Genomic DNA, 24,344 nt, shown 5'->3' with positions numbered 1-24,344 from the left:
GATCACCATGAGCGAACGGGGCGCACTGCGGACCCGGCTTGATCTGCTGGCCCGGGAGGTCGCCAAGTTCGGCGCGGTCGGCGCACTCGGGCTGGTCGTCAACATCGCCGTGTCCAACCTGATCTGGCGCACCACGGACATCCCTGTGGTGCGGGCCGGGCTGATGGGCACGATCGTCGCGATCCTCTTCAACTACATCGGCTTCCGCTACTGGACCTACCGGGACCGCGACAAGAGCGGGCGGACCCGGGAGCTGTCGCTGTTCCTGCTGTTCAGCGCCGTCGGTGCGGTGATCGAGACGGGCGTGCTCTACCTGGCGACGTACGGCTTCGGCTGGAACAGCCCGGTCCAGAGCAACGTCTTCAAGATCCTCGGCATCGGCATCGCCACCCTGTTCCGCTTCTGGTCCTACCGCACCTGGGTGTTCAGGACGCTTCCCGCCGAGGAGGCCGCGCTCGACGCGGGACGATTTCTCGAACAGCGACGACCCTCCGACGAGGTAGCACGCCGCCCCGTGGGCTGACCCCGCGGTCCCGCCCGGGCGCTCAGCGCACCGGGCGCACGTACTCCTGGCGGCTGGGGACGACCCGGCTGAGGAAGAGGGCGAAGACCGGGGGCTGCTGCTGGAGCAGTTCCAGCCGGCCTCCGTCGGCCTCGGCGAGGTCCCGGGCCACGGCGAGGCCGATCCCGGTGGAGTTCCGGCCGCTGATGGTGCGCTCGAAGATCCGCGCCCCGAGGTCGGCGGGGACGCCGGGGCCCTCGTCGGTGACCTCGACGACGACCTGGTTGCCGGTGACGCGGGTGCGCAGCGCGACCGTGCCGCCCCCGTGCATCAGCGAGTTCTCGATCAGGGCGGCGAGCACCTGCGCGACGGCGCCGGGGGTGCCGACGGCCTCCAGCCCGTGCTTGCCCGAGCAGACGACGGCGCGGCCCGCGCTGCGGTACGCCGGGCGCCACTCCTCGATCTGCTGCTTGACGATCTCGTCGAGGTCGAAGACGACGGCGGAGCCGGTACGCGGGTCCCGGGCGTTGGTCAGCAGCCGCTGCACCACGTCGGTGAGCCGCTCGACCTGGGTGAGCGCGATGTTCGCCTCCTCCTTCACCGTGTCGGGATCGTCGGTGACCGAGATCTCCTCGATGCGCATGGAGAGGGCCGTCAGGGGCGTGCGCAGCTGGTGCGAGGCGTCCGCGGCCAGGCGCCGCTCCGCCGTCAGCATCCGGGCGATCCGCTCGGCCGAGGAGTCCAGGACGTCGGCGACCCGGTCCAGCTCCGTCACCCCGTACCGCTTGTGGCGGGGGCGCGGGTCACCCGATCCGAGGCGCTCGGCCGTCTCGGCGAGGTCGGTGAGCGGCGAGGTCAGCCGGTCGGCCTGGCGCACGGCGAGCAGGACGGCGGAGATGATGGCCAGCAGGGCCACCGCGCCGATGATCAGCAGGGTCCGGCCGACCTCCCGGGTCACGGTGGAGCGGGACTCCTCGACGGTGACCTTCTCGCCCTGCTCCCCCGTCTCCGTGCTGCGGATCGAGTTGCCGTCGGTGGGCGGCTCGCCGACCTCGATCGGGGCGCGCCCGGGGATCTCGACGCGGGCGTAGCGGCTGGGGTCCACCTGCTCGGCGAGGACCTCGGGGGTGATCCGCTCGTCGCCGAGCAGCCGGCTCTCGACGACGCTGATCAGCCGGAAGGCCTCCGCGTCGACGCTCTCCTGGGCACTGTTGCTGATGGTGCGGGTCTCGACGATGACGAGGGAGACGCCGAAGACGGCGATCACGACGAGCACCACGGCGAGTGTGGAGTTGATCAGTCGGCGGCGCATGAGTGTTCTGTACGTCAGCTCTTCTCGAACCGGAAGCCGACGCCCCGGACGGTGGCGATGTACCGCGGATTGGCCGCGTCGTCGCCGAGCTTCTTGCGCAGCCAGGAGATGTGCATGTCGAGGGTCTTGGTGGAGGACCACCAGGTGGTGTCCCAGACCTCGCGCATCAGCTGGTCGCGTGTGACGACCCGCCCGGCGTCCCGGACGAGGACCCGGAGCAGGTCGAACTCCTTCGCGGTGAGCTGGAGTTCCTCGTCCCCCATCCAGGCCCGGTGGGACTCGACGTCGATCCTGACGCCGTGCGTGGCGGGCTGCGGGGCCGGCTCCGCCGCGCCGCGGCGCAGCAGGGCGCGGACCCGGGCGAGGAGCTCGGCGAGGCGGAAGGGCTTGGTGACGTAGTCGTCGGCGCCGGCGTCCAGGCCGACCACGGTGTCCACCTCGTCGGCGCGGGCGGTGAGCACCAGGATCGGGACCGCGTGGCCCTCGGCCCGCAGCCGTCTGGCGACCTCCAGGCCGTCCATGCCGGGGAGCCCCAGGTCGAGGACGACCAGGTCGACGCCCCCCTGGAGTCCGGCGTCGAGCGCGGTCGGACCGTCCTCGCGGACCTCGACCTCGTAGCCCTCCCGACGCAGGGCGCGGGCCAGCGGCTCCGAGATGGATGCGTCGTCCTCGGCGAGCAGTACACGGGTCATGCAGTGATGGTAGTCCGCGCGCGCCCGCCGGGGTGAGGGACCGGTGAGGCCCTGCGGGTCTGGTCCACGAATCGGTCATCCTCCTTTGAATATGGGAACGTGGTTCCACAAAGACCTGTGATCCATATCTCAAGTCCTTCCATATCGGCGCGTGTCATGTCGTATGGTTGCTCGACGCCTGTTGCACCACCGAATGACCTTTGGGCAGCTTTTCGCGCCAAGGGTCTTTTTTGTGTACGGGCCGGTATTCCCCGGCCCCGATCAGTGAACGACCTGTGGGCCGGGCCCGGAGCGCGAGGACGCGCGCCGGGCGTGGATCCCGGAGCGGTCTGTCCCGCGATGCCGTCCCCCCGCACTCCGCACGGAGCCGGTGGCCGGATCGAATCCCCTGGAGGCGTCGGGGGTGGGGCGCTCCCGCGCCGGTGCCGGCCACCCCCCACCGGGCGCGTACAGCTCACGAGGCGACGCGTCCCGACCAGCAAGGATCGACCATGGCGTCCAGCCTGACGAAGGACTCGGCCCGTACTCCGGGCACGGAGAAGACCTTCTTCGGCCACCCCCGCGGCCTGGCCACTCTCTTCATGACGGAGATGTGGGAGCGCTTCAGCTACTACGGCATGCGCGCCCTCCTCCCGCTCTACCTGATCGCTCCCAACGGGCTTCACATGAACCCCGCCACGGCCACCGCGATCTACTCGGTCTACCTGTCGCTGGTGTACCTGCTCGCCATGCCCGGCGGCTGGTTCGGCGACCGCGTCTGGGGCCCCCGCAAGACCGTCGCCATCGCGGGCGGTGTCATCATGCTGGGCCACCTGACGCTGGCGCTGCCCACCGAGGGGACCTTCTTCGCCGGACTCGGCCTGGTCGCCATCGGCTCCGGTCTGCTGAAGTCCAACATCTCGACGATGGTCGGCCACCTCTACGACGGCCCGGACGACCCGCGCCGCGACGGCGGCTTCACGATCTTCTACATGGGCATCAACCTGGGCGCCTTCGTGGCACCCCTGGCCATCGGCACCGTCGGCGAGAACGTCAACTGGCACCTGGGCTTCGCCCTGGCCGCGGTCGGCATGGGACTCGGCGTCGCGCAGTTCCTGCTCGGCACCCGCCACCTGGACGAGCGCAGCCTCGTCGTGCCGAAGCCGCTCTCCGCCGACGAGCGCGCGACCACGCTGCGCAAGTCGATGATCTGGCTGGGCATCGCGGCCGTCTTCTACATCATCACGGTCGTCACCGGCGTCTACACGCTGAACTGGCTGCTGGTCCCGATCACGGTCGCCGGCCTGGTCATCCCGGTCATGGTCCTGGCGCGCATCAAGCGCGACAAGGAGCTCAGCGCGACCGAGCAGAAGAAGATGTCCGGCTACATCTGGTTCTTCGTGGCCGCCGCCATCTTCTGGATGATCTACGACCAGGGCGGTTCGACCCTGGCGATCTTCGCCGAGTCCTCGGCGAAGAACTCGGTCCTCGGCTGGGACTTCCCGGTCTCCTGGTACCAGTCGGTCAACCCGATCCTGATCATGGCGCTGGCCCCGGTCTTCGCCACCTTCTGGCTGGCGCTGAACCGGCGGGGCAAGGAGCCGAGCACGGTCGTGAAGTTCAGCTCCGGTCTGGTGCTGGTCGGTGCGTCGTTCTTCCTCTTCCTGGCGCCGCTGACCATCGCGGGCGACGGCCACAAGGCCGCCGCGATGTGGCTGGTCGCGATCTACTTCGTGCAGACCGTCGGCGAGCTGACGCTGTCCCCGGTCGGCCTGTCGGTCACCACGAAGATGGCCCCGGCCAAGTACGCCAGCCAGATGATGGGTGTCTGGTTCCTGGCCGTGACCGCCGGCGACTGCACCACGGGCCTGCTGTCCCTCGCGGGCGTCGAGCTCAACGGCACCGGGGTCGTCGCACTCCAGGCCGCGCTCGCCGTCCTCGCCGGTCTCGCGATCTTCATGTACCGCGGGAAGGTCAAGGAGCTCATGGGCGACGTCCGCTGACCCGGACCCCGTCCGCACGACCGAGGCCCCGCACCAGTGGTGCGGGGCCTCGGTCGTGCGTACGGGGTCCGGGCGGGAGAGGAGATCCGCGCCGGGGAGGTGCGTGGACGGAGCTACGCCGGGGCCGCGAGCTCGGCCCAGACGGTCTTGCCGGGCCGGTCCGGTGTGCGCGACACGCCCCAGTCGAGGCAGAGCCGCTCCACGATGAACATGCCGTGCCCGCCGGGGCGCCCCGCGCGGTGCGGGGTGCGGGGCGCGGGCTCGCCCGCACCGCTGTCGACGACCTCGACCCGCAGGCTCTTGGGGGAGCAGCCGACACGGAGCTCGTCGGGACCGCCCGCGTGCAGGCAGGCGTTCGTGACGAGCTCGGAGACGACGAGCAGGACGTCCTCGGCGGCCGCCCGCCGGTCGGCACCGGACGCCGGCAGCCAGCCCCAGTCGTGGAGCGCCTGCCGGGCGAAGTCGCGGGCCATCGGCACGATGCCGCTGGCCCCTCGCAGCGAGAGGGTGCGCCACTGCCGGTCGACCGGCGCGACCGGGGCGGGGCCCGTGTCGTCCGGATCGCGGCCGAGGCCGCCCGGCGGATGCTGCCGGGTGGTGCTCATCAGCGCTTCACCTCACCGATTCACCGTGTGTTGCCATCGAACAGATATGGATCAGATACAGAGTGTGCGGGCTTCATGACCCCGACGGGGTGTCTCCTGCCCTGCCGAATGGTGACAACACCCACTTGGGCCGCACCAAGAGCGTGACGCGCGCGATAGTCGGGGTTCCCGGTGCCCGGGATCCGGATTCCCGGCGCCCGGGACAGGCGGCGGAAGCACCGCCGTCAGTCGCTCAGGGCGTCGTTCAGGGAGTCGTGCACGGTGAAGACCGTCGCCGCGCCCGTGATCTCGAAGACGCGGGCCACCACGGGCTGCATTCCGGCCAGGTGGACCCCGCCCCCGGCCTCCTCCGCCTTCAGACGCGCGCCGAGCAGCACGTTGAGTCCGGTGGAGTCGCAGAAGTCGAGTCGCGAGCAGTCCACCACCAGGCGCGCACGCCCTTGTTCGACGGCGCTCTCCAGAGGCTCGCGCAGCAGATCGGCGGTGTGATGATCGAGCTCACCCACCGGCGTCACGACTTCGCTTCGGCCCTCGGTCCGGACCTCGACCTGTAGCCGACCCCGGTTCGCACTGCCGACCGTCCCGCGGTCCATGCCCGTCCCTCTTCGCCGTCCGTCACTACCCGCGCCCCTGTGTACGCGGCTTCATCGTGGCTGCCCCCGACGTGCGTGGAACATTACGCGTTTCCCTCGCCACACGGTAGTCGAAGAACTCCACAAAGCGGACATTCAGGCGCATTTGGCGCTTGTAACTCACGGCTGGAACCGGGTATGGGTAGGAGGGACATCCACACCAGGAACCCGACCGGCTTCGGAGGCGCCGCTTCACCGCAGGAACACGTATGGGCATCGGCAGCCATATGCCGAGAACGATGGAGGAGAACCATGTCACCCCGGCTCGACGTATCGCGTACCCACATCGCGACGTCGGCATGTCCTCAGGGACCGACCGATTCCGACTCCGCTGCCGCGAGCGCCGTACCCGGCCCGCGCACCAGCACCACCGGCCCGATCGCCGACGACCAGCTTCCGGTCGAGGAGTTCGAGGGCCTCGAAGGGCTTCCCGAGATCCCGCACTACGCCGGGATCGGCGCAGTGGACGCCAGGGCCCTGTCGAAGACGCTCTTCACGCGCCTCGAAGCGCTCGAAGAGGGCACCCACGAGTACGCGTACGTCCGCAACACCCTCGTCGAGCTGAACCTGGCCCTGGTCAAGTTCGCCGCCTCCCGGTTCCGCACCCGCAGCGAACCCATGGAGGACATCGTCCAGGTCGGCACGATCGGCCTGATCAAGGCGATCGACCGCTTCGAGCTCAGCCGGGGCGTCGAGTTCCCGACGTTCGCGATGCCCACCATCGTGGGCGAGATCAAGCGCTTCTTCCGCGACACCAGCTGGTCCGTGCGCGTCCCGCGCCGGCTCCAGGAGCTGCGGCTCGACCTGGCCAAGGCGGGCGACGAACTGTCCCAGAAGCTGGACCGCGCGCCCACCATCCTCGAACTCGCCGAGCGCCTCGGGCTCAGCCGGGACGAGGTCGTCGAGGGCATGGCCGCGAGCAACGCCTACACCGCGAGCTCGCTGGACGCCAAGCCCGACGACCAGGGCGACGGCAACGAGGCGGCCCTCGCGGACCGCCTCGGCTACGAGGACCACGGGCTGGAGGGCATCGAGTACATCGAGTCCCTCAAGCCGCTCATCGCCTCGCTCCCGCTGCGCGACCGCACGATCCTCTCCATGCGGTTCGTCTCCAACATGACGCAGTCGGAGATCGGCGAGGAGCTCGGCATCTCCCAGATGCACGTCTCCCGGCTGCTCACCCGCACGCTGGTCAAGCTCAGGAGGGGCCTGACCCTGGACGAGTGAACCGGCGTCACCGGGCCCGCCCCGGTACCCCCTTGCGGAAGGACCTGCCCGGCCACGGGCGGGTCCTTCCGCATGTCGGCGGGGGTGCGGCGTACGGCGGCGGGGCGGCCGGGGCGTGCGGGCGCGGGACGGGACGGGACGGGCGGCTGCGGGGGCGGGCGGCTGCGGGGGCGGGTGACGGCCGGTGGGAGCCGGGCGGACTGCTCACACCTCCCGTCGGCCGGACCGCCACACCGCTCCGGTCAGCGGGACACCCGGCCGGTAGGCGAGGTGGACGTGGCTCGGGGCGTCGAGGACCACCAGGTCGGCGCGCGCCCCGGGGGTGATGCGGCCGACGTCGGTGCGGCGCAGGGCGGCGGCCCCTCCGGCGGTGGCGGACCAGACCGCCTCGTCGGGGGTCATGCCCATGTCCCGTACGGCGAGGGCGATGCAGAACGGCATGGACGAGGTGAACGAGGACCCCGGGTTGCAGTCCGTGGACAGCGCGACCGTGGCACCCGCGTCCAGGAGGCGCCGGGCGTCGGGCCAGGCCGCGCGGGTGGAGAACTCGGCTCCGGGCAGCAGCGTGGCGACGGTGGATCCCTGGCCGAGGGCGTCGAGGTCGGCGTCGTCGAGGTGGGTGCAGTGGTCGGCGGACGCGGCGCCCAGCTCGACGGCGAGTCGTACACCGGGGCCGTGGCCGAGCTGGTTCGCGTGGACGCGGGGCTGGAGACCCCGGGCCAGACCCGCGGTGAGGACCGTGCGCGCCTGGTCCTCGTCGAAGGCTCCCCGCTCGCAGAAGACGTCGATCCAACGGGCGTACGGGGCGCAGGCGTCCAGCATCGGCCCGGTCACCAGGTCGACGTATCCGGCGGGGTCGTCGGCGTAGTCGGGGGACACGATGTGGGCGCCGAGGAAGGTGACCTCGTCGGTGTGGCGGGCGGCGATGCGCAGGGCGCGTGCCTCGTCCTCGACGGTGAGGCCGTAGCCGGACTTGGTCTCGAAGGTGGTGGTTCCCTGCCGGAGCGCCTCGGCCAGATAGCGCGCGACGTTCGCGGAGAGCTCCTCGTCGGAGGCGGCGCGGGTGGCGGCCACGGTCGTACGGATACCGCCCGCCGCATAAGGGCGGCCGGACATCCGGGCGTTGAACTCGGCGGTGCGGTCGCCCGCGAACACCAGGTGGGAGTGGGAGTCCACGAAGCCGGGGATCACCGCGCGGCCGCCCACGTCGAAGGCGTTGTCAGTGGTGGGTGTTTTGCTGGATTCACCGGTCCACACGATGCGGTCGCCGTCGATGACGACGGCCGCGTCCCGGATCAGGCCCAGGGGGGTCCCGTCGCCGAGGGAGGGGTCGTTGGTGACCAGGTTCGCGATGTGGGTGAGGGCGGTCGTGGCGGTCGTCGTCATCCGGGCACAGCTCTCTTCGGGTTCGCCCGGCTCGGCTGCCGGGGTGGTCGGCGGGGGTCGGCGGCCCGGGCGGGCGGCGCGTGCGTGGCTCGCCCGGGTGCGCGGAGGGGCGGCGGGCCGAGACGCCGGCGGACCGGACCCCCGGGCGCTCGGCAGTCCGGTCCCCCGGGCGCTCGGCGGGCCGTTCAGCCGGACGCTCGGCGGACCGTTCAGCCGGACGTTCGCCCGTGCGTTCGGCCGGGTGCTCGGCGCTCCGCCGGGACGGGAGTCCGGCGGTCCGCCGGGCCCGGTGGTCAGGCGTGCAGGGCGGCGACGGCCGAGGCGAGCGCTCCGGGCACGTCGTCGATCCGTGTGTGCCGCCCGTCCCGCACGAGGTGCCGTCCGGCCACCACGGTGTGCCGCACATCGGCGGCCGTGGCGGCGAATACGGCCGCCTCGGCGGCCAGCCGCGGTACCGGCCCCGCCGTCCTGACGGAGTCCAGGGCGACGGTGGCGAGGTCGGCGGGCGCACCCGGTTCGAGCGTTCCCGCGCCGGGGCGGCCGAGCGCGGCGTGTCCACCGGCGGACGCCGCTTCGAGCAGGGCGGACGCCGTCCAGTGACCGCGCCGCCGCGTCCGCAGGCGTTCGTTGAGCTCCATCGCCCGGGCCTCCTCGAAGAGGTCGATCACGGCATGGCTGTCACTGCCCAGCGAGAGGGGGGAGCCCGCCCTCTGGAGCTCGGTGGCGGGGCCGATGCCGTCGGCGAGGTCGCGTTCCGTGGTGGGGCACATGCAGGTGCCCGTCCCGGAGGTGCCGAGCAGCTCGATGTCCTCGGCGGTGAGGTGCGTGTGGTGGATGCCGGTGGTGCCGGGGCCCAGGACCCCGTGGTCGGCGAGGAGGCGGGCGGGGGTGCGGCCGTGGGCGGCCAGGCAGGCGTCGTTCTCCGCGGTCTGCTCGGAGAGGTGCACATGCAGCGGGACCGCCCGCTCCCGGGCCCACCCGGCGACGGTGGCCAGCTGGTCCGCCGGGACGGCCCGTACGGAGTGGATCGCGGCGCCGATCACCACCAGGTCGCCGTCGCCCTTGAGGAGGGAGGCCCGCTCGGCCCAGGCGTCGGCGGTGGTGTCGGAGAAGCGCAGCTGGTGGCGGTCCGGCTGCTCCCCGAACCCGGCGGCGAGGTAGGCAGTGTCGAGCAGGGTGATCCGGATGCCGGCCTCGGCCGCCGCCGCGATCAGCGCCTCGCCCATGGCGTTCGGGTTCGCGTAGGGCGTGCCGCCCGGCGCGTGGTGCACATAGTGGAACTCACCGACCGCGGTGATGCCCGCCAGTGCCATCTCGGCGTACGTGGCGAGGGCCAGGTCGTAATAGGTGTCCGGGGTGAGGCGGGCGGCCGCGCGGTACATCGTCTCGCGCCAGGTCCAGAAGGTGCCGGAGCCGACCTGGACGGTGGAGCGCAGCGCGCGGTGGAAGGCGTGCGAGTGGGCGTTGGCCAGCCCCGGGAGGGTCAGCCCGCGCAGCACGGTGGCGCCGGGCGGCGGTGTCCCGACGCCCGTACGGACGGCCGCGACGCGCCCGTCGGACACCTCCAGGAGCACGTCCGGTTCGACATGGGTGCCGAGCCAGGCGTGCGACATCCAGTACGCCGCGGTGACCGGTGTGCCCGTCGGTTGCGTCGTCAGCTGCACGCGAGACCCTCCAGTACGTCGGCGAGTGCCCTCACTCCGGCCACGCAGTCGTCCTCCGCCGCGTGTTCGGCCGGTGAGTGCGAGATCCCGGTGGGGTTCCGTACGAACAGCATGGCGGTCGGCACGGAGGCGGACAAAATACCCGCGTCGTGTCCCGCGCCCGTGCCGAGCACCGGCACCGCGCGCCCACCGGCGCCGGGGGCGCGCTCCTCCAGCACCCGGCGGATCTCGTCGCGCAGCGCGTGCTGGAAGTCCACCACCGGCGTGAACGACTCGCGGACGACGTCGAGATCGATCCCGGCCCGCTCGGCGTGCTCCCGCGCGGCCCGTTCGACGCCGCTCACGACGGCGTCCAGCGTGGCCTGGTCGGCGGCCCGCGAGTCGAGCCAGCCCCGCACGAGGGACGGGATCGCGTTGACCCCGTTCGGCTCGACGACGACCTTCCCGAAGGTCGCGAGCCCTCCGGCGAGTTCGGCCTCCCGCCGGGCCGCGAGCACGGTCTCGGCGTACGTGAGCATGGGGTCACGGCGGTCGGCGAGCCGTGTGGTGCCGGCGTGGTTCGCCTCGCCCCGGAAGTCGAACCGCCAGCGGCCGTGCGGCCAGATGGCGGAGGCGACCCCGACCGGGTCGCCGCCGAGGTCGAGGGCGCGCCCCTGCTCCACGTGCAGCTCGACGAACGCGCCCACCCGGGCGAGGCGTTCGGGATCGGGGCCGATCGCGTCGGGGTCCTGTCCCGCCGCCTCCATGGCCTGCGGCAGCGAGATCCCGTCCCCGTCACGCAGCCGGTGCGCGTCCTCGGCGGTCAGCCGGCCCGCGGCGAGCCGGGAGCCGACGCAGGCGAGCCCGAAGCGGGCCCCCTCCTCGTCGACGAAGTTGACGACGGCGAGGGGCCGCGTCCACTCCACCCCTCTGCCGCGGAGCTCGTCCAGGGCGGCGAAGGAGGACACCACGCCGAGCGGGCCGTCGAAGGCGCCCCCGTCGGGGACGGAGTCGAGGTGGGACCCGGTGACCACGGCGTCCCCCGCGAGGGGATCGCCGTGCCAGGCCCACTGGTTGCCGTTGCGGTCGACCTCGTGGACGAGCCCGCGGGACTCGGCCTGGGCGCGGAACCACGCCCGGCACTCCGCGTCGGCGCCGGTCCAGGCGTACCGGCGGTAGCCGCCGCTGCCGCGGTCCCGTCCGAGGGGAGCGAGGCCGCGCCACATCTCCTGGAACGACTCGGCCCCGCCGGTGCGGGACCGCGCCTCCTCCCGCCGGCCGGCCCCCGGCCCGCGGCGCTCCCGCCGGGCCGGGCCCGCCTCCGGTCCGTTGCCCACGGCCCCCGGCCCGCGGGGCTCCCGCCCGGACAAGCGCGCCCCCTCGCCGGCGTCCACGGCCCCGGACCCGTGGGGCTCCCGCCCGGATAGGCCCGCCCCCGGGCCGTCGTCCACGGTCCCGGTCACCGGTCGTCGCCCTCCGCCATCGGGACCCGTACGCCCTGGTCCGAGGCGACGGACTCCGCGAGGTCGTACCCGGCGTCGACGTGCCGGATGACGCCCATCCCGGGGTCGTTCGTGAGGACCCGGCGGATCTTCTCCCCGGCGAGCTCCGTGCCGTCGGCGACGGTGACCTGCCCCGCGTGGATGGAGCGCCCCATGCCCACGCCTCCCCCGTGGTGCAGGGACACCCAGGACGCTCCCGAGGCCACGTTGACCATGGCGTTGAGCATCGGCCAGTCCGCGATGGCGTCGGAGCCGTCGAGCATGGCCTCGGTCTCCCGGTAGGGCGAGGCGACCGATCCGCAGTCCAGGTGGTCGCGCCCGATGGCCAGCGGCGCGGCGAGCTCACCGCTCGCCACCATGTCGTTGAACCGCTCGCCGGCCCGGTCGCGTTCGCCGTAGCCGAGCCAGCAGATCCGGGCGGGCAGCCCCTGGAAGTGGACCCGCTCGCCGGCCATCCTGATCCAGCGGTGCAGCGACTCGTTCTCCGGGAAGAGTTCGAGCAGCGCCTTGTCCGTCTTGTGGATGTCGGAGTCCTCGCCCGAGAGGGCCGCCCAGCGGAAGGGGCCCTTGCCCTCGCAGAAGAGCGGCCGGATGTAGGCCGGCACGAAGCCGGGGAAGTCGAACGCGCGGGCGTAGCCGGCGAGCTGGGCCTCGCCGCGGATCGAGTTGCCGTAGTCGAAGACCTCGGCCCCGGCGTCCATGAAGCCGACCATCGCCTCGACGTGCGCGGCCATCGACTCCCGGGCGCGCCGGGTGAAGTCGGCGGGCTTCTCGGCGGCGTAGGAGGCCATGTCGTCGAAGTCGACCCCGACGGGCAGATAGGCGAGCGGGTCGTGCGCGCTGGTCTGGTCGGTGACGATGTCGACCGGGGCGCCCTCGGCGAGCAGGCGGGGCAGCAGCTCCGCCGCGTTGCCGAGCAGGCCGATGGAGAGCGGGCGCCGCGCGTCGCGGGCCTCGACGGCCAGCTGGAGGGCGTGCTCCGGGGAATCGGCGCGGACGTCCAGGAAGCGGTGCTCGATCCGGCGCTCGATGGCGCGCGGGTCGCAGTCGATGCACAGGGCGACCCCGTCGTTCATCGTGACGGCCAGCGGCTGGGCGCCGCCCATGCCGCCCAGTCCGGCCGTCAGCGTGATGGTGCCGGCCAGCGTCCCGCCGAACCGCTTGGCGGCGACGGCGGCGAACGTCTCGTACGTGCCCTGGAGGATGCCCTGGGTCCCGATGTAGATCCAGGAACCCGCGGTCATCTGGCCGTACATGGTGAGTCCGAGCGCCTCCAGACGGCGGAACTCCTCCCAGTTCGCCCAGTCACCCACCAGGTGGGAGTTGGCGATCAGGACGCGCGGGGCCCACTCGTGGGTCTGCATCACACCGACCGGGCGGCCGGACTGGACGAGCATCGTCTCGTCCTGCTTGAGCGTCCGGAGGGTGCGGACCATGGCGTCGAAGGACCGCCAGTCGCGTGCGGCCTTGCCGGTGCCTCCGTAGACGACGAGCTTGTCGGGGTGCTCGGCGACCTCGGGGTCGAGGTTGTTCTGGAGCATGCGGAGGGCGGCTTCCTGCTGCCATCCCAGGGCACTCAGTTCCGTACCGCGCGGTGCCCGTACGGGGCGGGGTCCTGACATGGGGGCTGCCTCCTCGCGTATGTGACTCTCCTATTCACATCCTGTCCACCTGAATACTCCTAGTCAACAGGGACCGCCCCGCCGCGGCGGGGCGGGCCGGACATCTTCCGGCCGGCGGCCGCGCGTCGACCAGCGGACCTTTCCGCCGCCGCCCGCATGTACCTGTGGAAAATGCCAGAACTCCCACCCGGAGCGCACACGTTGCGTAGCCTCTCCACTACATCCGTACGCCACGTCCGGAGGGGAGTGCGCGTTGCCCGGAATCGACGAGTGCCTGATCGACGTCATGAGACTGCCCGGTGCCCGGGGTGCCGCGGTGGTCGACTGGACGAGCGGTCTCGCCCTCGGCACCATCGGCGAGTCACCCAACGGCGACCACGAGGCCACGGCCGCCGAGACCGCCGAGGTGGCCAGGATGGCCGCCGAACAACCGGTCTTCGCGCAGCCGGACCCGCCCGCCGGATCGACCGGCCCGCCCGTCCCCTCGGTCGAGGACGTCATCGTGACCACCGCCCCCGGCTACCACATCCTCCGTTTCGTCGAGACGGCCTTCGACAGCAGCGTCTTCCTCCACCTCTGGCTGGACCGCGCGGAAGGCAACCTGGCGATGGCGCGGATCCGGCTCGGCGAGATTGCGGAGCGGCTGGTCCTGGCATGAGACCCGCCGGCACCGAACCGCCCGGCACGTCCGAACGGGCCGCGCCCTCACCGATGTTGCAGCGGCTCGCGGCGGAGCGCGCAACCGGCGCGCTGATGCGCGACCGGGGCACCCTGTACCTCGCCGACGGCCAGGTGGTCCACGCGGAGAGCCCCGCGACCCCCGGCATCGACGTCCTGCTCACCGCGGGCGGCGCGCTGCGTCCCGAGGGCTGGTGGGACGCGGTGGCCCAGGCGGGCGCCGGGCAGCGGGTCGGCCGCTACCTCGTGGACAGCGGCCGGGTGCCCGGCGGCGCCCTGGAGCTCTGCCATCTGGGGGCGCTCTACGACGCCGCCTTCTTCGCCCTGGCCCCCACCCACACACCGGCCCGCTTCCGCTACGGCGTCTCCCACTGGATCGGCCCCGTCCGCCCCGTACCCGTGCACGCCGTGCAGCGCGAGACGCTCCGGCGCAGGGAACTCCTCGACCGGATCTGGCCGGACGCGCTCACCGACAGCGCGCCGCTCGCCCCCTCGGCCCACCCGGCCGATGCCTCGGTCCCCGCGCGCCAGCGCCGGGTGCTGACCCTGGTCGACGGCGAGCGCACGGCCACCGACATCGCCCGGGAGCTGGGCCGCTCCGCCTTCCACACCCTGGTCGACCTGCGCCGGCTGGCCGCCGCCGGGCTGGTCGAGGCGGTCCGCCCGGACGCGTCGGGCACCGCACCGGGGTCCGGGCACAGCCGCATCACCCTGCCGGAGGTCACGAACGACCCCGACGTCGCCCTGCTGCGCCGACTCAGAGACGCATTGGAGGCCCTGTGATACGCGCGCTCAGACAGCGTGCCGGGAGGAGACAGCTGATGGTGCCCGAGGCAGAGGTGAAGGACGTCCTCGACGAGCTCCAGCGGTTACGCGCCCGGGTGCCGCTCCTCACCGGCGCGCTGGCCGCCAGCACCGACGGCCTGATCGTGGCCCGGGACACCCCGGGCATCGAGGCCGAGGGCGTCGCCGCACTGACCGCCGCCGCACTCGGCGTCGCGGTCAGGATGTCCGACGCGACCCGCCGCGGCGGCTTCCGCGAGCTCCTCATCCGCGGCGAGAACGGCTACATCGCCACCTACGCGGCGGGCTCCTCCGCCGTTCTGACCCTGCTGGCCGAGGACCGCATCAACGTCGGCCGCCTCCATCTGGAGGGCCGCCGCGCCGGCGCGCGCATCGGCGAGCTCGTCGACGCCGCCCAGGACCGCGCGGACCGCCCCGCGCCGCCGGTGCGCCCGCAGCAGTCCGGCGGCCTGCCGCGCCGCGAGACCCCGCCGGATCCCACATGACCCGCGCGCCGGCCGCGGACGGCCCGGGCCGTCCACCCGCCGACGGAAATCGCGCCGCCCGGTCCCGCAGCGCCGGGTCACGCACCACCGAGCCCCGCACCACGCAGTCCCGCACCACCCCGTCACGCACCAACCAGTCACGGACCGGCCAACGGGCCGGCCAGGGAGAGGACACGAGCACTATGGCCAACACCGAAACGTCACTGAAGAACGCGATGGCGTCGATCGAGGGGACCCTCGGTGTCGCTCTCGTCGACTACACCAGCGGCATGGCCCTCGGCACCCTCGGCGGTGGCAAGGACTTCAACCTGGAGGTCGCGGCGGCCGGCAACACGGACGTCGTCCGGGCCAAGCTCCGGACCATGGAGCACCTGGGCATCAAGGACGAGATCGAGGACATCCTGATCACCCTCGGCACCCAGTACCACCTGATCCGGCTGCTCAAGACCCGCGGCAGCAACGGCCTGTTCCTCTACCTCGTCCTGGACGGCGGCAGAGCGAACCTCGCGATGGCCCGTCACCAGCTCCGCAAGATCGAGGCGGAACTGGAGGTCTGACCCCGGGCCCTCAACGGCGGCGGCGCCGCGCCCCTCCGGGTGCGGCGCCCCCGCCACGGACGGCAGGGCTCCGGTCGTCCGGGCTCCGGACTCGGGTCATCCGCTTCGGGGCCGTCCGCTCCGGGGTCGTCCGGGCTCCGGGCTCGGGTCATCCGCTCCGGGGCAGTCCGCTCCGGGGTCGTCCGGGCTCCGGCCTCCGGGCTCGGGTCCTGGCGCTTCGGGGCCGTCCGCTTCGAAGTCGTCCGAGCTCCGGCCGTCCGGCTGGGCCCGGCCGTCCTGCCGCCGGGCCCTCCCCGTGCCCGCCTGCTACTCGACGAACAGCCCCCGCGACGCGGCCCGCGCGTCGAACTCCTCCAGCCGGGCCTGCGCCTCGGGCAGCCCGTCGCACATGGCCTCCAGGAGCACACGGCCCAGCAGCATCGGGGCGCACGCGGTGTCGAAGGCCAGCCCGGTGCCCACGGCGGCCGGGATCAGCAGATCGCTGTGGGCCGCGACCGGCGCGAACGCGGAGTCGGCCACGGTCACCGTGGTCAGCCCCCGTTCCCGTGCGTACGCCAGTCCGTCCACGACCTCGCGCGGGTGCCTCGGCAGGGCGAAGCACATCAGCGCGCTCGCACCCGCCCGCACCGCGGCGTCGACCCGGTCGTGCAGCATGCTCCCGCCCTCGTCGATCACCCGTACGTCCGGGTGCACCTTGGCCGCGAAGTACCCGAAGCCCCGGGCCTGCGAGGAGGCCGCCCGGAGGCCGAGCACGAGGAGGGGCCTGGAGGCGGCGAGCAGCCGGCCCGCCCGCTCCACCGGTGCCGGATCGGCGAGCAGTTCGGAGAGCTGACGCAGATTCTCGATCTCCGCCCGCACCGCCTGCTGGTACTCGTTGAGGCTGTCCTCCGCACCGTCCCCGGCGGACCCGTCGGCGGACTCGGCGGGCGAGACCTCCCGCAGGTGTCTGCGCAGCGCGGGGTAGCCGTCGAACCCGAGGGCCACGGCGAAACGCGTGACGGACGGCTGGCTGACCCCGGCCAGCTCGGCCAGCTCCACACTCGACAGGAACGGGGCGTCGGCGGCCCTGCGCACCATGGAGTGCGCGATCCGCCGCTGGGTGGGTGTGAGCCGCTGCCCCTCGAAGAGCCGCTGCAACCGCGCAGCCGGGCTGCTCCCGCTCATGCTGTCCCCTCCGGAGTTCCACCGCGCCGGTCCGGCACAGCGGAATCCATTCAGCCAGCAAGCGGTCTGTATGTCCATATACAGCCCCCGCCCCGGCGGCACCGCCACCCGGGGACCAAGGCCGCGCCCCGGGGTGCGTGAGGTACCGCCCCACGGCCACGGCGGCGCCCCGGCCCTTCGGGGAACACCGGCATCCGCCGGCCGTAGCGGCCCCGGCCGACGCAAGGACGGGCGCCGACGCCGCCCCGCACCCCGCACGGAGGTGCATGCAGGCACCCCCTGCGCGAGGGGCACACATCCCCCACATTTCACAGGACGCACTCCCGCCCCACCAGCCACCTCGACCCTCCGCGGCGGCGGGCGTGACCACCGCACCCCGCCCTCCGGCGAGGTGCGGGCGTACGGCGAACCGCACCCCTTGGTGACGCCCCCACCAGCCTCGGAATGCCTCGACGCATCCTTCCCGTCAAGAGCTTCGGGCATATTTCACCCGCTCCGGTGAATTCCCCGCCGCACTAGCCACAGGCCCGGCAGCAGCGCCGGAGTATGTGAAGAAAACGTGCCCTCATCGGTGGTCCTTCGCGTTCCCGCGCTGTTCCATCCACACCGTCAGGAAGAAACACCCCATGTCCCAGCAGTACCCGCAGAATCCCCAGCAGCCGTACCAGGGCGGTCCCGCCGTCCACCCCGGCGGGCCGGTTCCGCCCCAGCAGCCGCCGCCCCAGCGGTCCTGGTTCGCCCGGCACAAGGTGCTCACGGCCGTCGGCGGGGTCTTCGCGTTCTTCATGGTCATCGCGATCGCCACGGGCGGCGACGACACGGACCAGGGCGCCGACACGACGGCCACCGCCCCGCAGGAGCGGGCTGCCGCGGAGCCCGTGGAGCAGGCCGACGACAAGCCCGCAGAGGAGAAGCAGGAACGCTCGCAGGCCGACCGGTTCAAGGCCTTCGTCGCGAAGAACGGCACCGCCGCCGAGCAGGCCGCGGCCGAGCACGTGACCAAGGTCCAGGGCGCGGACAAGTCGAACGGGATCCTGGACTCGGCCGATGTCTACACCGACTTCTCCGGCGGGATGATGGGACCGCACCAGGGTGAGGGCAAGCTGCTGGCCTCGGCCTTCGCCGACTGGAAGGACTCGGACAACGGCCTCGTCACCGTCTACGACAAGGACGGCGAGATCCTCTCCAACGGCAACTTCTGACAGCGCGGCCGGCCGGAGCCGGCCCGCACCGCAGGCCCGCCCCGGAACACCGGGCCGGACGCGGCGTACGGGATACCGGGCCGGACCCCGGACACCGCTGCGGGCGACGCCGGACCGCCGCTCGCATTGCGGGACCGCCCTCCCCTGCCGACCCTGGGACCATGATCCCAGCGAACACGAGAGGACCGGGCGGCATCGTCGTCCGGTACGGCGCCGCCGACGCCGCGCACGTCCTGAGCGTCTACGCCGATCTGCGCTGCCCCTACTGCAAGCGCATGGAGCTCGGCCTCGGCGCGGTGCTGGAGCAGGCCGCCGACGAGGGGAAATTCGCGGTGGACCACCACTTCGGCACCTTCATCGACGGCTCCGCGGGCGGCAGCGGCTCCCTGGAGGCGCTGGCCGCGCTGGGAGCCGCCGCGGACGAGGGCCAGAAGGCGTTCATGCACTACCTGCGGGCGCTGTACGCCGATCAGCCCAGCGAGGACGTCGACGCCTTCGCCGACCGTGACGTCCTGCTGGGACTGGCGGCCGAGGTCCAGGCGCTGCACACCGACGCCTTCCGGCAGAAGGTCATGGACCGCACCTACCTGCCGTGGGCGGCGCAGGTCGCGGCGGCCTTCGAGGCGAGCGGGGTCCGGTCCACCCCGACGGTCCTGATCGACGACACCCCGGTCCCCGTCATCAACTCCCTGGGGTACGCGGTCACGCCCGAGGCCTTCCTCGCCGCGGCGACACCTCCGTGACGCCCGTGCCCACCCTCGGGCGCCCGGCCCCGTCCGTCCGCCCCGTGAGGAGCCCGTACGGGGGCGCCGGAGCCGTCAGAACATGACGCGCGCCGCCGTCAGCGCGGCCCGTGCCCCGGGGTCGCCCTCCACCTCCAGAGGGCCCCTCGTCGGCCGCCCCGACACGTGCCGGGCGAAGTCGACCGCGTCCGCGCGCAGGGTGGCCGCCGGAGTACCGATACCCAGCAGCCGGTGCCCTCCCGCCGGGCCGTCGAGGTCGATCTCCACGGCCGGCCCCGTCCATGTGAGGGCCAAGTCCAGCACCACCTGGTCGATGATCTCCCGGTCGTGGCCGTCGAGGACCAGGTCGGCCCCGAGGGCGTCGCCGAGGTCGACCCGGTGCATCCAGGTGTCGCGGACCACGAGGACGTTGCCGAGGTAGTCCACCGAGTCGTCGGGCAGCGCCTTCGCCTCCGGGTAGAGCAGGCTCAGCCGGAGCCTGCGGCGGACCGGGGCCGGGACACGGCGCAGCGCGATGAGCCCCTGGGGCGCGAAGTGGGCGAGGGCGCCGATCAGTTCGCGGCCGGGGACGGCCCGCCGGTCGTCGATCTGCGCCGCGTTGTGCCCGTCCCGCCGGCCGAGGTACGGATGGGTCCGCGCGGCGCGCCGGACCCGGCTCACGGCGAGCCAGGGGCGCGGCAGTTCCTCGTACTGGCCGACGGTGTGGGCCAGCATGTCCCGGACCGTCCAGCCGGTGCAGCCGGTCGGCCGCTGCCAGTCCGGGTCGGAGAGCTCGCGGAACGTCGAGAGCGTCGCCCTCAGCTCGGCCTCGTTGACCAGGCGCGCCCTCGCCCCGAAGGTACGGGGGATGGCACGGGCGGACGATGTCGTGGTGGCCATGGGCGCGCCTCCCGTCTCCCGGCATCCACGCTACGCCGACCGGACAGGGCCCGCCCTCCCCTGCGGACCGCCGGAACGGAGCTCTCCCCGCCGCTCCCGTACGGCCGGGCCTGCGGGCACCCGGACCGGCCGGGAAACGGACGCGAGGACGGCGTGCCCGAGGAGAGGAACGGGGCCGCAACGGGCCGCAGAGCGTGCCGAGTCCGGCGGACTGCGCACGTCCGGCCGGGAACACTGCCGATTGCCGGCCCGGCCGCGCACGTCCGTCCGAGCGGACTGCCCACGGGGGCCGCGTGTGCGTCTCCGGCCGAGGAGCCCGCCGAGCGGGTCCGGCCGCGCGCGTCCGGCGGAGGATAATCGCGGGGACCGCCGCACCCCCGGTTGCCCGGGGGGCGGGACGACGGCGGTCCCCGCGAGGGACGCGAACCCGGGTCAGGGCCGGGTGTCACGTCCTGGCGACGGTGGAGGTCCGGGAGCCGCTCCGTAGTCCGTGTCGCCGTTCGTGGTGTCGGCGGGTCTCCCTGCCGACACCCATGACTCTGCCCGAGCCGTGTTAAGCCGGTGCTGCGTCGACGTGTCGCGCTCGTACCGTTTTCGCGAAGCCCGGGGACGGCCCACCGGAGCCCCGGAAGCGGGGCGCTACGGCTTGACCGTCGTGTCCTTCGCCAGGAAGGCCAGCAGGTCCTGCCTGCTCACGACGCCCTTCGGCTTGCCCTCGACCAGGACGACCGCCGCGTCGGCGCCGTTGGTACCGCCGAGCACGGCCATCAGGTCCTCGACCGGTTCGCCCGAGCCGACCTGCGGCAGCGGGGCCGACATGTGCTTCTCCAGCGGGTCGGAGAGCGTGGCCCGCTGGGTGAACAGTGCGTCCAGGAGCTCCCGCTCCACCACGGAGCCGATGATCTCGGCGGCCATCACGTCGGGGTGGCCGGCGCCCGGCTTCACGATGGGCATCTGCGAGACGCCGTACTCGCGGAGCACGTCGATCGCCTCGCCGACCGTCTCCTCCGGGTGCATGTGGACGAGGGAGGGGAGCGGCCCCTCCTTGAAGTCGAGGACGGCGCCGACCCGGGCGGACGGGCCGGTGTCCTCCAGGAAGCCGTAGTCGGCCATCCACTCGTCGTTGAAGATCTTGCTCATGTAGCCGCGGCCGCTGTCCGGCAGCAGGACGACGACCACGTCGTCGGGTCCGAGGCGCTTGGCGACCTCCAGCGCCGCCACGACGGCCATGCCGCAGGAGCCACCGACCAGGAGGCCCTCCTCCTTGGCGAGGCGGCGCGTCATCTGGAAGGAGTCCTTGTCGGACACGGCGACGATCTCGTCCGTGACCGTGCGGTCGTAGGCGCTCGGCCAGAAGTCCTCGCCGACGCCCTCCACGAGATACGGGCGCCCCGAACCGCCGGAGTAGACGGAACCCTCCGGGTCCGCGCCGATGACCTGCACGCGGTTCTCGCTGATCTCCTTGAGGTAGCGGCCCGTGCCGCTGATGGTGCCGCCCGTGCCGACGCCCGCGACGAAGTGGGTGATCCTCCCCTCCGTCTGCTCCCAGAGCTCCGGTCCCGTGGTCTCGTAGTGCGAGCGCGGGTTGTTGGGGTTGGAGTACTGGTCGGGCTTCCAGGCTCCCGGCGTCTCACGCACCAGCCGGTCGGAGACGTTGTAGTACGAGTCCGGGTGCTCCGGGTCGACGGCCGTCGGGCAGACGACGACCTCCGCGCCGTACGCGCGCAGGACGTTGATCTTGTCCGTGGACACCTTGTCCGGGCAGACGAAGATGCACTTGTAGCCCTTCTGCTGGGCCACGATGGCCAGGCCGACGCCCGTGTTGCCGCTGGTCGGCTCGACGATCGTGCCGCCGGGCTTCAGCTCCCCGCTCTGCTCGGCCGCCTCGATCATGCGCAGCGCGATGCGGTCCTTCACCGACCCGCCGGGGTTGAAGTACTCGACCTTGGCCAGGACCGTCGCCTGAATGCCTGCCGATACATTGCGCAGCCTGACGAGCGGGGTGTTGCCGACAAGACTGATCATCGAATCGTGGAATTGCACCGTGTACTCCGGGATCTCCGTGATGGTCAGGCAAGAGTATGCGTACGGGCCGGAGATTGGTCGAAGCGATTGAGCTACGCCCCTCGCGGGGCAGGGTAGTGCTGTGTACGGCTGGACGGCACGGAGGAGGTGGACCGGACTGTGTCGAGAGCGAGGGTGGCACGGCGGATCGCAGCGGGTGCGGCCTACGGGGGCGGCAGCGTCGGACTGATCGGCGCGGCGACGGTGGGTCTGGTACTGGCCGAGGTCCAGTTGGCGAAACGGCAGGTGGGCGGAGGCACGGCGCCCGTCCCGCCGAGCGCGGACGGACGGTACGGGGTGGCGTTCGCCGGCCCCGCCGATCCGCTGCGCTTCGTCCTGCTGGGCGACTCGACGGCGGCCGGCCAGGGCGTGCGCCGAGCGGGCCAGACGCCGGGAGCGCTGCTGGCGTCCGGGCTGGCGGCGGTGGCGGAGCGGCCGGTGGACCTCCGCAACGTGGCCCTGCCGGGTGCCCGGTCGGACGATCTGGAACGCCAGGTCTCGCTGGCGCTCGCGGATCCGTCCGGGATGCCGGACGTCTGCGCGATCATGATCGGCGCCAACGACGTGACCCACCGGATGCCGGCGACGCAGTCGGTGCGCTGTCTGAGCACGGCCGTGCGGAGACTGCGCACGGCCGGCGCGGAGGTGGTCGTGGGCACCTGCCCGGACCTGGGCACGATCGAGCCGGTCTACCAGCCCCTGCGGTGGCTGGCCCGGCGGGTGAGCCGGCAGCTCGCGGCGGCCCAGACGATCGGTGCGGTGGAACAGGGCGGGCGGACCGTCTCCCTGGGCGACCTGCTCGGCCCTGAGTTCGAGGCGAACCCGCGGGAGCTCTTCGGCCCCGACAACTACCACCCCTCGGCGGAGGGGTACGCGACCGCCGCGATGGCGATGCTGCCGACCCTGTGCGCGTCCCTCGGCCTGTGGCCGGAGTCCGACCACCTGGACGGCTCGCGCCGGGAGGGCATGCTGCCGGTCGCCAAGGCGGCCTCCCGTGCCGCGCGGGAGGCCGGCACCGAGGTGACGGCGGCGCGCGCGCCCTGGGCCCTGCTCAAGCACCGCAGGCGCCGGCGTCTGCCCGCCCACACGGAACCGCTGCCGCACGGGGACAAGGACCGGGAGGGCACCGACCCGGTGGACAAGGAGAAGGACGCGGGCGGCGGGTCGAGCGCCACCTGGCGCTGGGCCGAGCACATGCCCCTCCACCGATGGAACAATGCGGGCGACTGAGCGGTTGCTTAGAAAAGAGGTCGGCATCACATCGACTGCCGGGTGACCTCTGCTGTACGTCCGGGTAACTTCCAAGGCAGCCCAGCCTTCCTGCCTTCCAGCCCTCATGGAGCCGCGTGATGCCCGAAGCCGTGATCGTCTCTGCTGCCCGTTCGCCCATCGGCCGGGCCTTCAAGGGGTCTCTCAAGGATGTGCGCGCGGACGACCTGACCGCGAGCATCATCCAGAGCGCGCTGGCCAAGGTCCCGGAGCTGGACCCCAGGGACATCGACGACCTGATGCTCGGCTGCGGCCTTCCCGGCGGCGAGCAGGGCAACAACCTGGGCCGCATCATCGCCGTACAGATGGGGATGGACCACCTCCCCGGCTGCACGGTGACCCGCTACTGCTCGTCCTCGCTGCAGACCAGCCGCATGGCGCTGCACGCCATCAAGGCCGGCGAGGGCGACGTCTTCATCTCCGCGGGTGTCGAGATGGTGTCGCGCTTCGTGAAGGGCAACTCCGACAGCCTGCCGGACACGCACAACCCGCTCTTCGCCGAGGCCGAGGCCCGCACCGCGGCCCGCGCGGAGCAGGAGGGCACCGGCTGGACCGATCCGCGCGCGGAGGGCCTCGTCCCGGACGCCTACATCGCGATGGGGCAGACCGCGGAGAATCTGGCCCGGACCAAGGGCGTCACCCGCCAGGACATGGACGAGTTCGGCGTGCGGTCGCAGAACCTCGCCGAGGAAGCTCTCAAGAACGGCTTCTGGGAGCGCGAGATCACCCCGGTCACCACGCCGGACGGCACGGTCGTCTCGAAGGACGACGGGCCCCGTGCGGGCGTCACCCTGGAGGGCGTGCAGGGCCTGAAGCCGGTGTTCCGCCCCGACGGCCTCGTCACCGCGGCCAACTGCTGCCCGCTCAACGACGGCGCCGCCGCGCTCGTGATCATGTCGGACACCAAGGCGCGCGAGCTGGGCCTGACCCCGCTGGCCCGCATCGTCTCGACCGGCGTCTCCGGCCTCTCCCCCGAGATCATGGGCTACGGACCGGTCGAGGCCAGCAAGCAGGCGCTCGAGCGCGCCGGGCTGACCGTCGACGACATCGACCTCGCCGAGATCAACGAGGCGTTCGCCGCCCAGGTCATCCCCTCCTACCGGGACCTCGGCCTGTCGCTCGACAAGGTCAACGTCAACGGCGGCGCGATCGCCGTCGGCCACCCCTTCGGCATGACCGGCGCCCGCATCACCGGCACGCTGATCAACAGCCTGCAGTTCCACGACAAGCAGTTCGGCCTGGAGACGATGTGCGTGGGCGGCGGCCAGGGCATGGCCATGGTCATCGAGCGGCTGAGCTGAGCCGGAGCGAAGGGTAGGGGCCGTCCGAGGCACGAGGACGGCACCTGCCCGCAGCACAGGCGAAGCACAGCGCGACCACCAACACCGAGCGGC

Annotated in this window: 22 protein-coding genes; 11 read left to right on the top strand and 11 right to left on the bottom strand. The window is 72.6% G+C overall.

Annotation, left to right across the window (positions count from 1 at the left end; translation table 11 throughout):
- Positions 1-7 precede the first annotated feature (7 nt).
- Positions 8-523: a GtrA family protein gene (locus tag ABZ172_RS05835; protein ID WP_356880603.1), complete on the top strand. Its 516-nt coding sequence runs from the start codon at positions 8-10 to the stop codon at positions 521-523.
- A gap of 22 nt (positions 524-545) precedes the next feature.
- Here ABZ172_RS05835 and ABZ172_RS05830 read toward each other — a convergent pair whose 3' ends face one another.
- Both ABZ172_RS05830 and ABZ172_RS05825 read right to left on the bottom strand, forming a co-directional pair.
- Entirely contained in the window at positions 546-1,814 is a 1,269-nt protein-coding gene (locus ABZ172_RS05830) for an ATP-binding protein (RefSeq protein ID WP_356880601.1), read from the bottom strand.
- Positions 1,815-1,828: 14 nt separating this feature from the next.
- Entirely contained in the window at positions 1,829-2,506 is a 678-nt protein-coding gene (locus ABZ172_RS05825; RefSeq protein ID WP_356880599.1) for a response regulator transcription factor, read from the bottom strand.
- Positions 2,507-2,997: 491 nt separating this feature from the next.
- Here ABZ172_RS05825 and ABZ172_RS05820 point away from each other — a divergent pair, with 491 nt between their 5' ends.
- A complete protein-coding gene (locus ABZ172_RS05820; RefSeq protein ID WP_356880597.1) occupies positions 2,998-4,488 on the top strand; it encodes an oligopeptide:H+ symporter in 1,491 nt (496 codons plus the stop codon).
- Positions 4,489-4,601: 113 nt separating this feature from the next.
- On the opposite strand, the gene ABZ172_RS05815 is transcribed toward ABZ172_RS05820, so the two are convergent.
- Both ABZ172_RS05815 and ABZ172_RS05810 read right to left on the bottom strand, forming a co-directional pair.
- The gene (locus tag ABZ172_RS05815) at positions 4,602-5,093 is read right to left on the bottom strand and encodes an ATP-binding protein (protein WP_356880595.1); all 492 of its coding nucleotides are present in this window, start codon (positions 5,091-5,093) and stop codon (positions 4,602-4,604) included.
- Between the two features lie 224 nt (positions 5,094-5,317).
- Positions 5,318-5,686 (bottom strand): STAS domain-containing protein, encoded by a 369-nt coding sequence (locus ABZ172_RS05810; protein WP_356880593.1) that lies wholly within the window; start codon positions 5,684-5,686, stop codon positions 5,318-5,320.
- Between the two features lie 291 nt (positions 5,687-5,977).
- Here ABZ172_RS05810 and ABZ172_RS05805 point away from each other — a divergent pair, with 291 nt between their 5' ends.
- Complete coding sequence (locus ABZ172_RS05805) at positions 5,978-6,952, top strand: RNA polymerase sigma factor SigF (protein WP_356880591.1); 975 nt, start codon at positions 5,978-5,980, stop codon at positions 6,950-6,952.
- A gap of 204 nt (positions 6,953-7,156) precedes the next feature.
- Here ABZ172_RS05805 and hutI read toward each other — a convergent pair whose 3' ends face one another.
- From hutI to hutU, 4 genes are all read right to left on the bottom strand, one after another.
- Entirely contained in the window at positions 7,157-8,338 is a 1,182-nt protein-coding gene (gene hutI / locus ABZ172_RS05800) for an imidazolonepropionase (RefSeq protein WP_356880589.1), read from the bottom strand.
- A gap of 293 nt (positions 8,339-8,631) precedes the next feature.
- Positions 8,632-10,002, bottom strand: coding sequence for a formimidoylglutamate deiminase (locus tag ABZ172_RS05795; RefSeq protein WP_356880587.1), 1,371 nt, complete (start codon positions 10,000-10,002; stop codon positions 8,632-8,634).
- Complete coding sequence (locus ABZ172_RS05790) at positions 9,993-11,207, bottom strand: allantoate amidohydrolase (RefSeq protein WP_356880640.1); 1,215 nt, start codon at positions 11,205-11,207, stop codon at positions 9,993-9,995. The genes ABZ172_RS05795 and ABZ172_RS05790 overlap by 10 nt, the downstream gene beginning before the upstream one ends.
- 233 nt (positions 11,208-11,440) lie before the next feature.
- Positions 11,441-13,105 carry a urocanate hydratase gene (hutU, locus tag ABZ172_RS05785; protein WP_356880585.1) on the bottom strand — a complete coding sequence of 555 codons (1,665 nt, stop codon included), beginning with the start codon at positions 13,103-13,105 and terminating at the stop codon, positions 11,441-11,443.
- 253 nt (positions 13,106-13,358) lie between these two features.
- Between hutU and ABZ172_RS05780 the strand changes: the two genes are divergently transcribed.
- The 4 genes from ABZ172_RS05780 to ABZ172_RS05765 all read left to right on the top strand — a co-directional run bounded on the left by ABZ172_RS05780 (position 13,359) and on the right by ABZ172_RS05765 (position 15,629).
- Positions 13,359-13,763: a hypothetical protein gene (locus tag ABZ172_RS05780; protein WP_356880583.1), complete on the top strand. Its 405-nt coding sequence runs from the start codon at positions 13,359-13,361 to the stop codon at positions 13,761-13,763.
- Positions 13,760-14,566 (top strand): helix-turn-helix domain-containing protein, encoded by an 807-nt coding sequence (locus tag ABZ172_RS05775; RefSeq protein ID WP_356880581.1) that lies wholly within the window; start codon positions 13,760-13,762, stop codon positions 14,564-14,566. The genes ABZ172_RS05780 and ABZ172_RS05775 overlap by 4 nt, the downstream gene beginning before the upstream one ends.
- Before the next feature lie 38 nt (positions 14,567-14,604).
- Positions 14,605-15,072 (top strand): roadblock/LC7 domain-containing protein, encoded by a 468-nt coding sequence (locus ABZ172_RS05770; RefSeq protein ID WP_356880579.1) that lies wholly within the window; start codon positions 14,605-14,607, stop codon positions 15,070-15,072.
- 182 nt (positions 15,073-15,254) lie between these two features.
- Positions 15,255-15,629, top strand: coding sequence for a hypothetical protein (locus ABZ172_RS05765; protein ID WP_356880577.1), 375 nt, complete (start codon positions 15,255-15,257; stop codon positions 15,627-15,629).
- Between the two features lie 306 nt (positions 15,630-15,935).
- On the opposite strand, the gene ABZ172_RS05760 is transcribed toward ABZ172_RS05765, so the two are convergent.
- Entirely contained in the window at positions 15,936-16,793 is an 858-nt protein-coding gene (locus tag ABZ172_RS05760; protein WP_356880575.1) for a MurR/RpiR family transcriptional regulator, read from the bottom strand.
- A 626-nt stretch (positions 16,794-17,419) separates the two neighbouring features.
- Between ABZ172_RS05760 and ABZ172_RS05755 the strand changes: the two genes are divergently transcribed.
- Positions 17,420-17,995, top strand: a complete 576-nt coding sequence (locus tag ABZ172_RS05755; RefSeq protein ID WP_356880573.1) for a hypothetical protein — start codon at positions 17,420-17,422, stop codon at positions 17,993-17,995.
- Positions 17,996-18,156: 161 nt separating this feature from the next.
- Positions 18,157-18,738 carry a thioredoxin domain-containing protein gene (locus ABZ172_RS05750; protein WP_356880571.1) on the top strand — a complete coding sequence of 194 codons (582 nt, stop codon included), beginning with the start codon at positions 18,157-18,159 and terminating at the stop codon, positions 18,736-18,738.
- A 75-nt stretch (positions 18,739-18,813) separates the two neighbouring features.
- Here the strand turns inward: ABZ172_RS05750 and ABZ172_RS05745 are convergent, their stop codons facing one another.
- Entirely contained in the window at positions 18,814-19,617 is an 804-nt protein-coding gene (locus ABZ172_RS05745; RefSeq protein ID WP_356880569.1) for a maleylpyruvate isomerase family mycothiol-dependent enzyme, read from the bottom strand.
- Between the two features lie 639 nt (positions 19,618-20,256).
- Positions 20,257-21,660: a cystathionine beta-synthase gene (locus tag ABZ172_RS05740; protein WP_356880567.1), complete on the bottom strand. Its 1,404-nt coding sequence runs from the start codon at positions 21,658-21,660 to the stop codon at positions 20,257-20,259.
- A gap of 156 nt (positions 21,661-21,816) precedes the next feature.
- Here ABZ172_RS05740 and ABZ172_RS05735 point away from each other — a divergent pair, with 156 nt between their 5' ends.
- Together ABZ172_RS05735 and ABZ172_RS05730 are read left to right on the top strand one after the other, a co-directional pair.
- Entirely contained in the window at positions 21,817-22,911 is a 1,095-nt protein-coding gene (locus ABZ172_RS05735) for an SGNH/GDSL hydrolase family protein (protein ID WP_356880638.1), read from the top strand.
- A 119-nt stretch (positions 22,912-23,030) separates the two neighbouring features.
- Positions 23,031-24,251, top strand: a complete 1,221-nt coding sequence (locus ABZ172_RS05730) for an acetyl-CoA C-acetyltransferase (protein ID WP_356880565.1) — start codon at positions 23,031-23,033, stop codon at positions 24,249-24,251.
- Positions 24,252-24,344 lie beyond the last annotated feature (93 nt).

It is taken from the genome of Streptomyces sp. NPDC006296, assembly GCF_040613235.1.
GTDB lineage: Bacteria > Actinomycetota > Actinomycetes > Streptomycetales > Streptomycetaceae > Streptomyces.
The sequence above is the reverse complement of the archived record's forward strand: the minus strand, read 5'-3'. Positions and strand labels throughout refer to the sequence as shown.

What these genes read in the sequence shown, in the direction of transcription:
- ABZ172_RS05835 (WP_356880603.1), top strand. Translation starts at nt 8, where the DNA reads ATGAGCGAACGGGGCGCACTGCGGACCCGGCTTGATCTGCTGGCCCGG.
- ABZ172_RS05830 (WP_356880601.1), bottom strand. Translation starts at nt 1,814, where the DNA reads ATGCGCCGCCGACTGATCAACTCCACACTCGCCGTGGTGCTCGTCGTG.
- ABZ172_RS05825 (WP_356880599.1), bottom strand. Translation starts at nt 2,506, where the DNA reads ATGACCCGTGTACTGCTCGCCGAGGACGACGCATCCATCTCGGAGCCG.
- ABZ172_RS05820 (WP_356880597.1), top strand. Translation starts at nt 2,998, where the DNA reads ATGGCGTCCAGCCTGACGAAGGACTCGGCCCGTACTCCGGGCACGGAG.
- ABZ172_RS05815 (WP_356880595.1), bottom strand. Translation starts at nt 5,093, where the DNA reads ATGAGCACCACCCGGCAGCATCCGCCGGGCGGCCTCGGCCGCGATCCG.
- ABZ172_RS05810 (WP_356880593.1), bottom strand. Translation starts at nt 5,686, where the DNA reads ATGGACCGCGGGACGGTCGGCAGTGCGAACCGGGGTCGGCTACAGGTC.
- ABZ172_RS05805 (WP_356880591.1), top strand. Translation starts at nt 5,978, where the DNA reads ATGTCACCCCGGCTCGACGTATCGCGTACCCACATCGCGACGTCGGCA.
- hutI (WP_356880589.1), bottom strand. Translation starts at nt 8,338, where the DNA reads ATGACGACGACCGCCACGACCGCCCTCACCCACATCGCGAACCTGGTC.
- ABZ172_RS05790 (WP_356880640.1), bottom strand. Translation starts at nt 11,207, where the DNA reads ATGTGGCGCGGCCTCGCTCCCCTCGGACGGGACCGCGGCAGCGGCGGC.
- hutU (WP_356880585.1), bottom strand. Translation starts at nt 13,105, where the DNA reads ATGTCAGGACCCCGCCCCGTACGGGCACCGCGCGGTACGGAACTGAGT.
- ABZ172_RS05775 (WP_356880581.1), top strand. Translation starts at nt 13,760, where the DNA reads ATGAGACCCGCCGGCACCGAACCGCCCGGCACGTCCGAACGGGCCGCG.
- ABZ172_RS05770 (WP_356880579.1), top strand. Translation starts at nt 14,605, where the DNA reads ATGGTGCCCGAGGCAGAGGTGAAGGACGTCCTCGACGAGCTCCAGCGG.
- ABZ172_RS05765 (WP_356880577.1), top strand. Translation starts at nt 15,255, where the DNA reads ATGGCCAACACCGAAACGTCACTGAAGAACGCGATGGCGTCGATCGAG.
- ABZ172_RS05760 (WP_356880575.1), bottom strand. Translation starts at nt 16,793, where the DNA reads ATGAGCGGGAGCAGCCCGGCTGCGCGGTTGCAGCGGCTCTTCGAGGGG.
- ABZ172_RS05755 (WP_356880573.1), top strand. Translation starts at nt 17,420, where the DNA reads ATGTCCCAGCAGTACCCGCAGAATCCCCAGCAGCCGTACCAGGGCGGT.
- ABZ172_RS05750 (WP_356880571.1), top strand. Translation starts at nt 18,157, where the DNA reads ATGATCCCAGCGAACACGAGAGGACCGGGCGGCATCGTCGTCCGGTAC.
- ABZ172_RS05745 (WP_356880569.1), bottom strand. Translation starts at nt 19,617, where the DNA reads ATGGCCACCACGACATCGTCCGCCCGTGCCATCCCCCGTACCTTCGGG.
- ABZ172_RS05730 (WP_356880565.1), top strand. Translation starts at nt 23,031, where the DNA reads ATGCCCGAAGCCGTGATCGTCTCTGCTGCCCGTTCGCCCATCGGCCGG.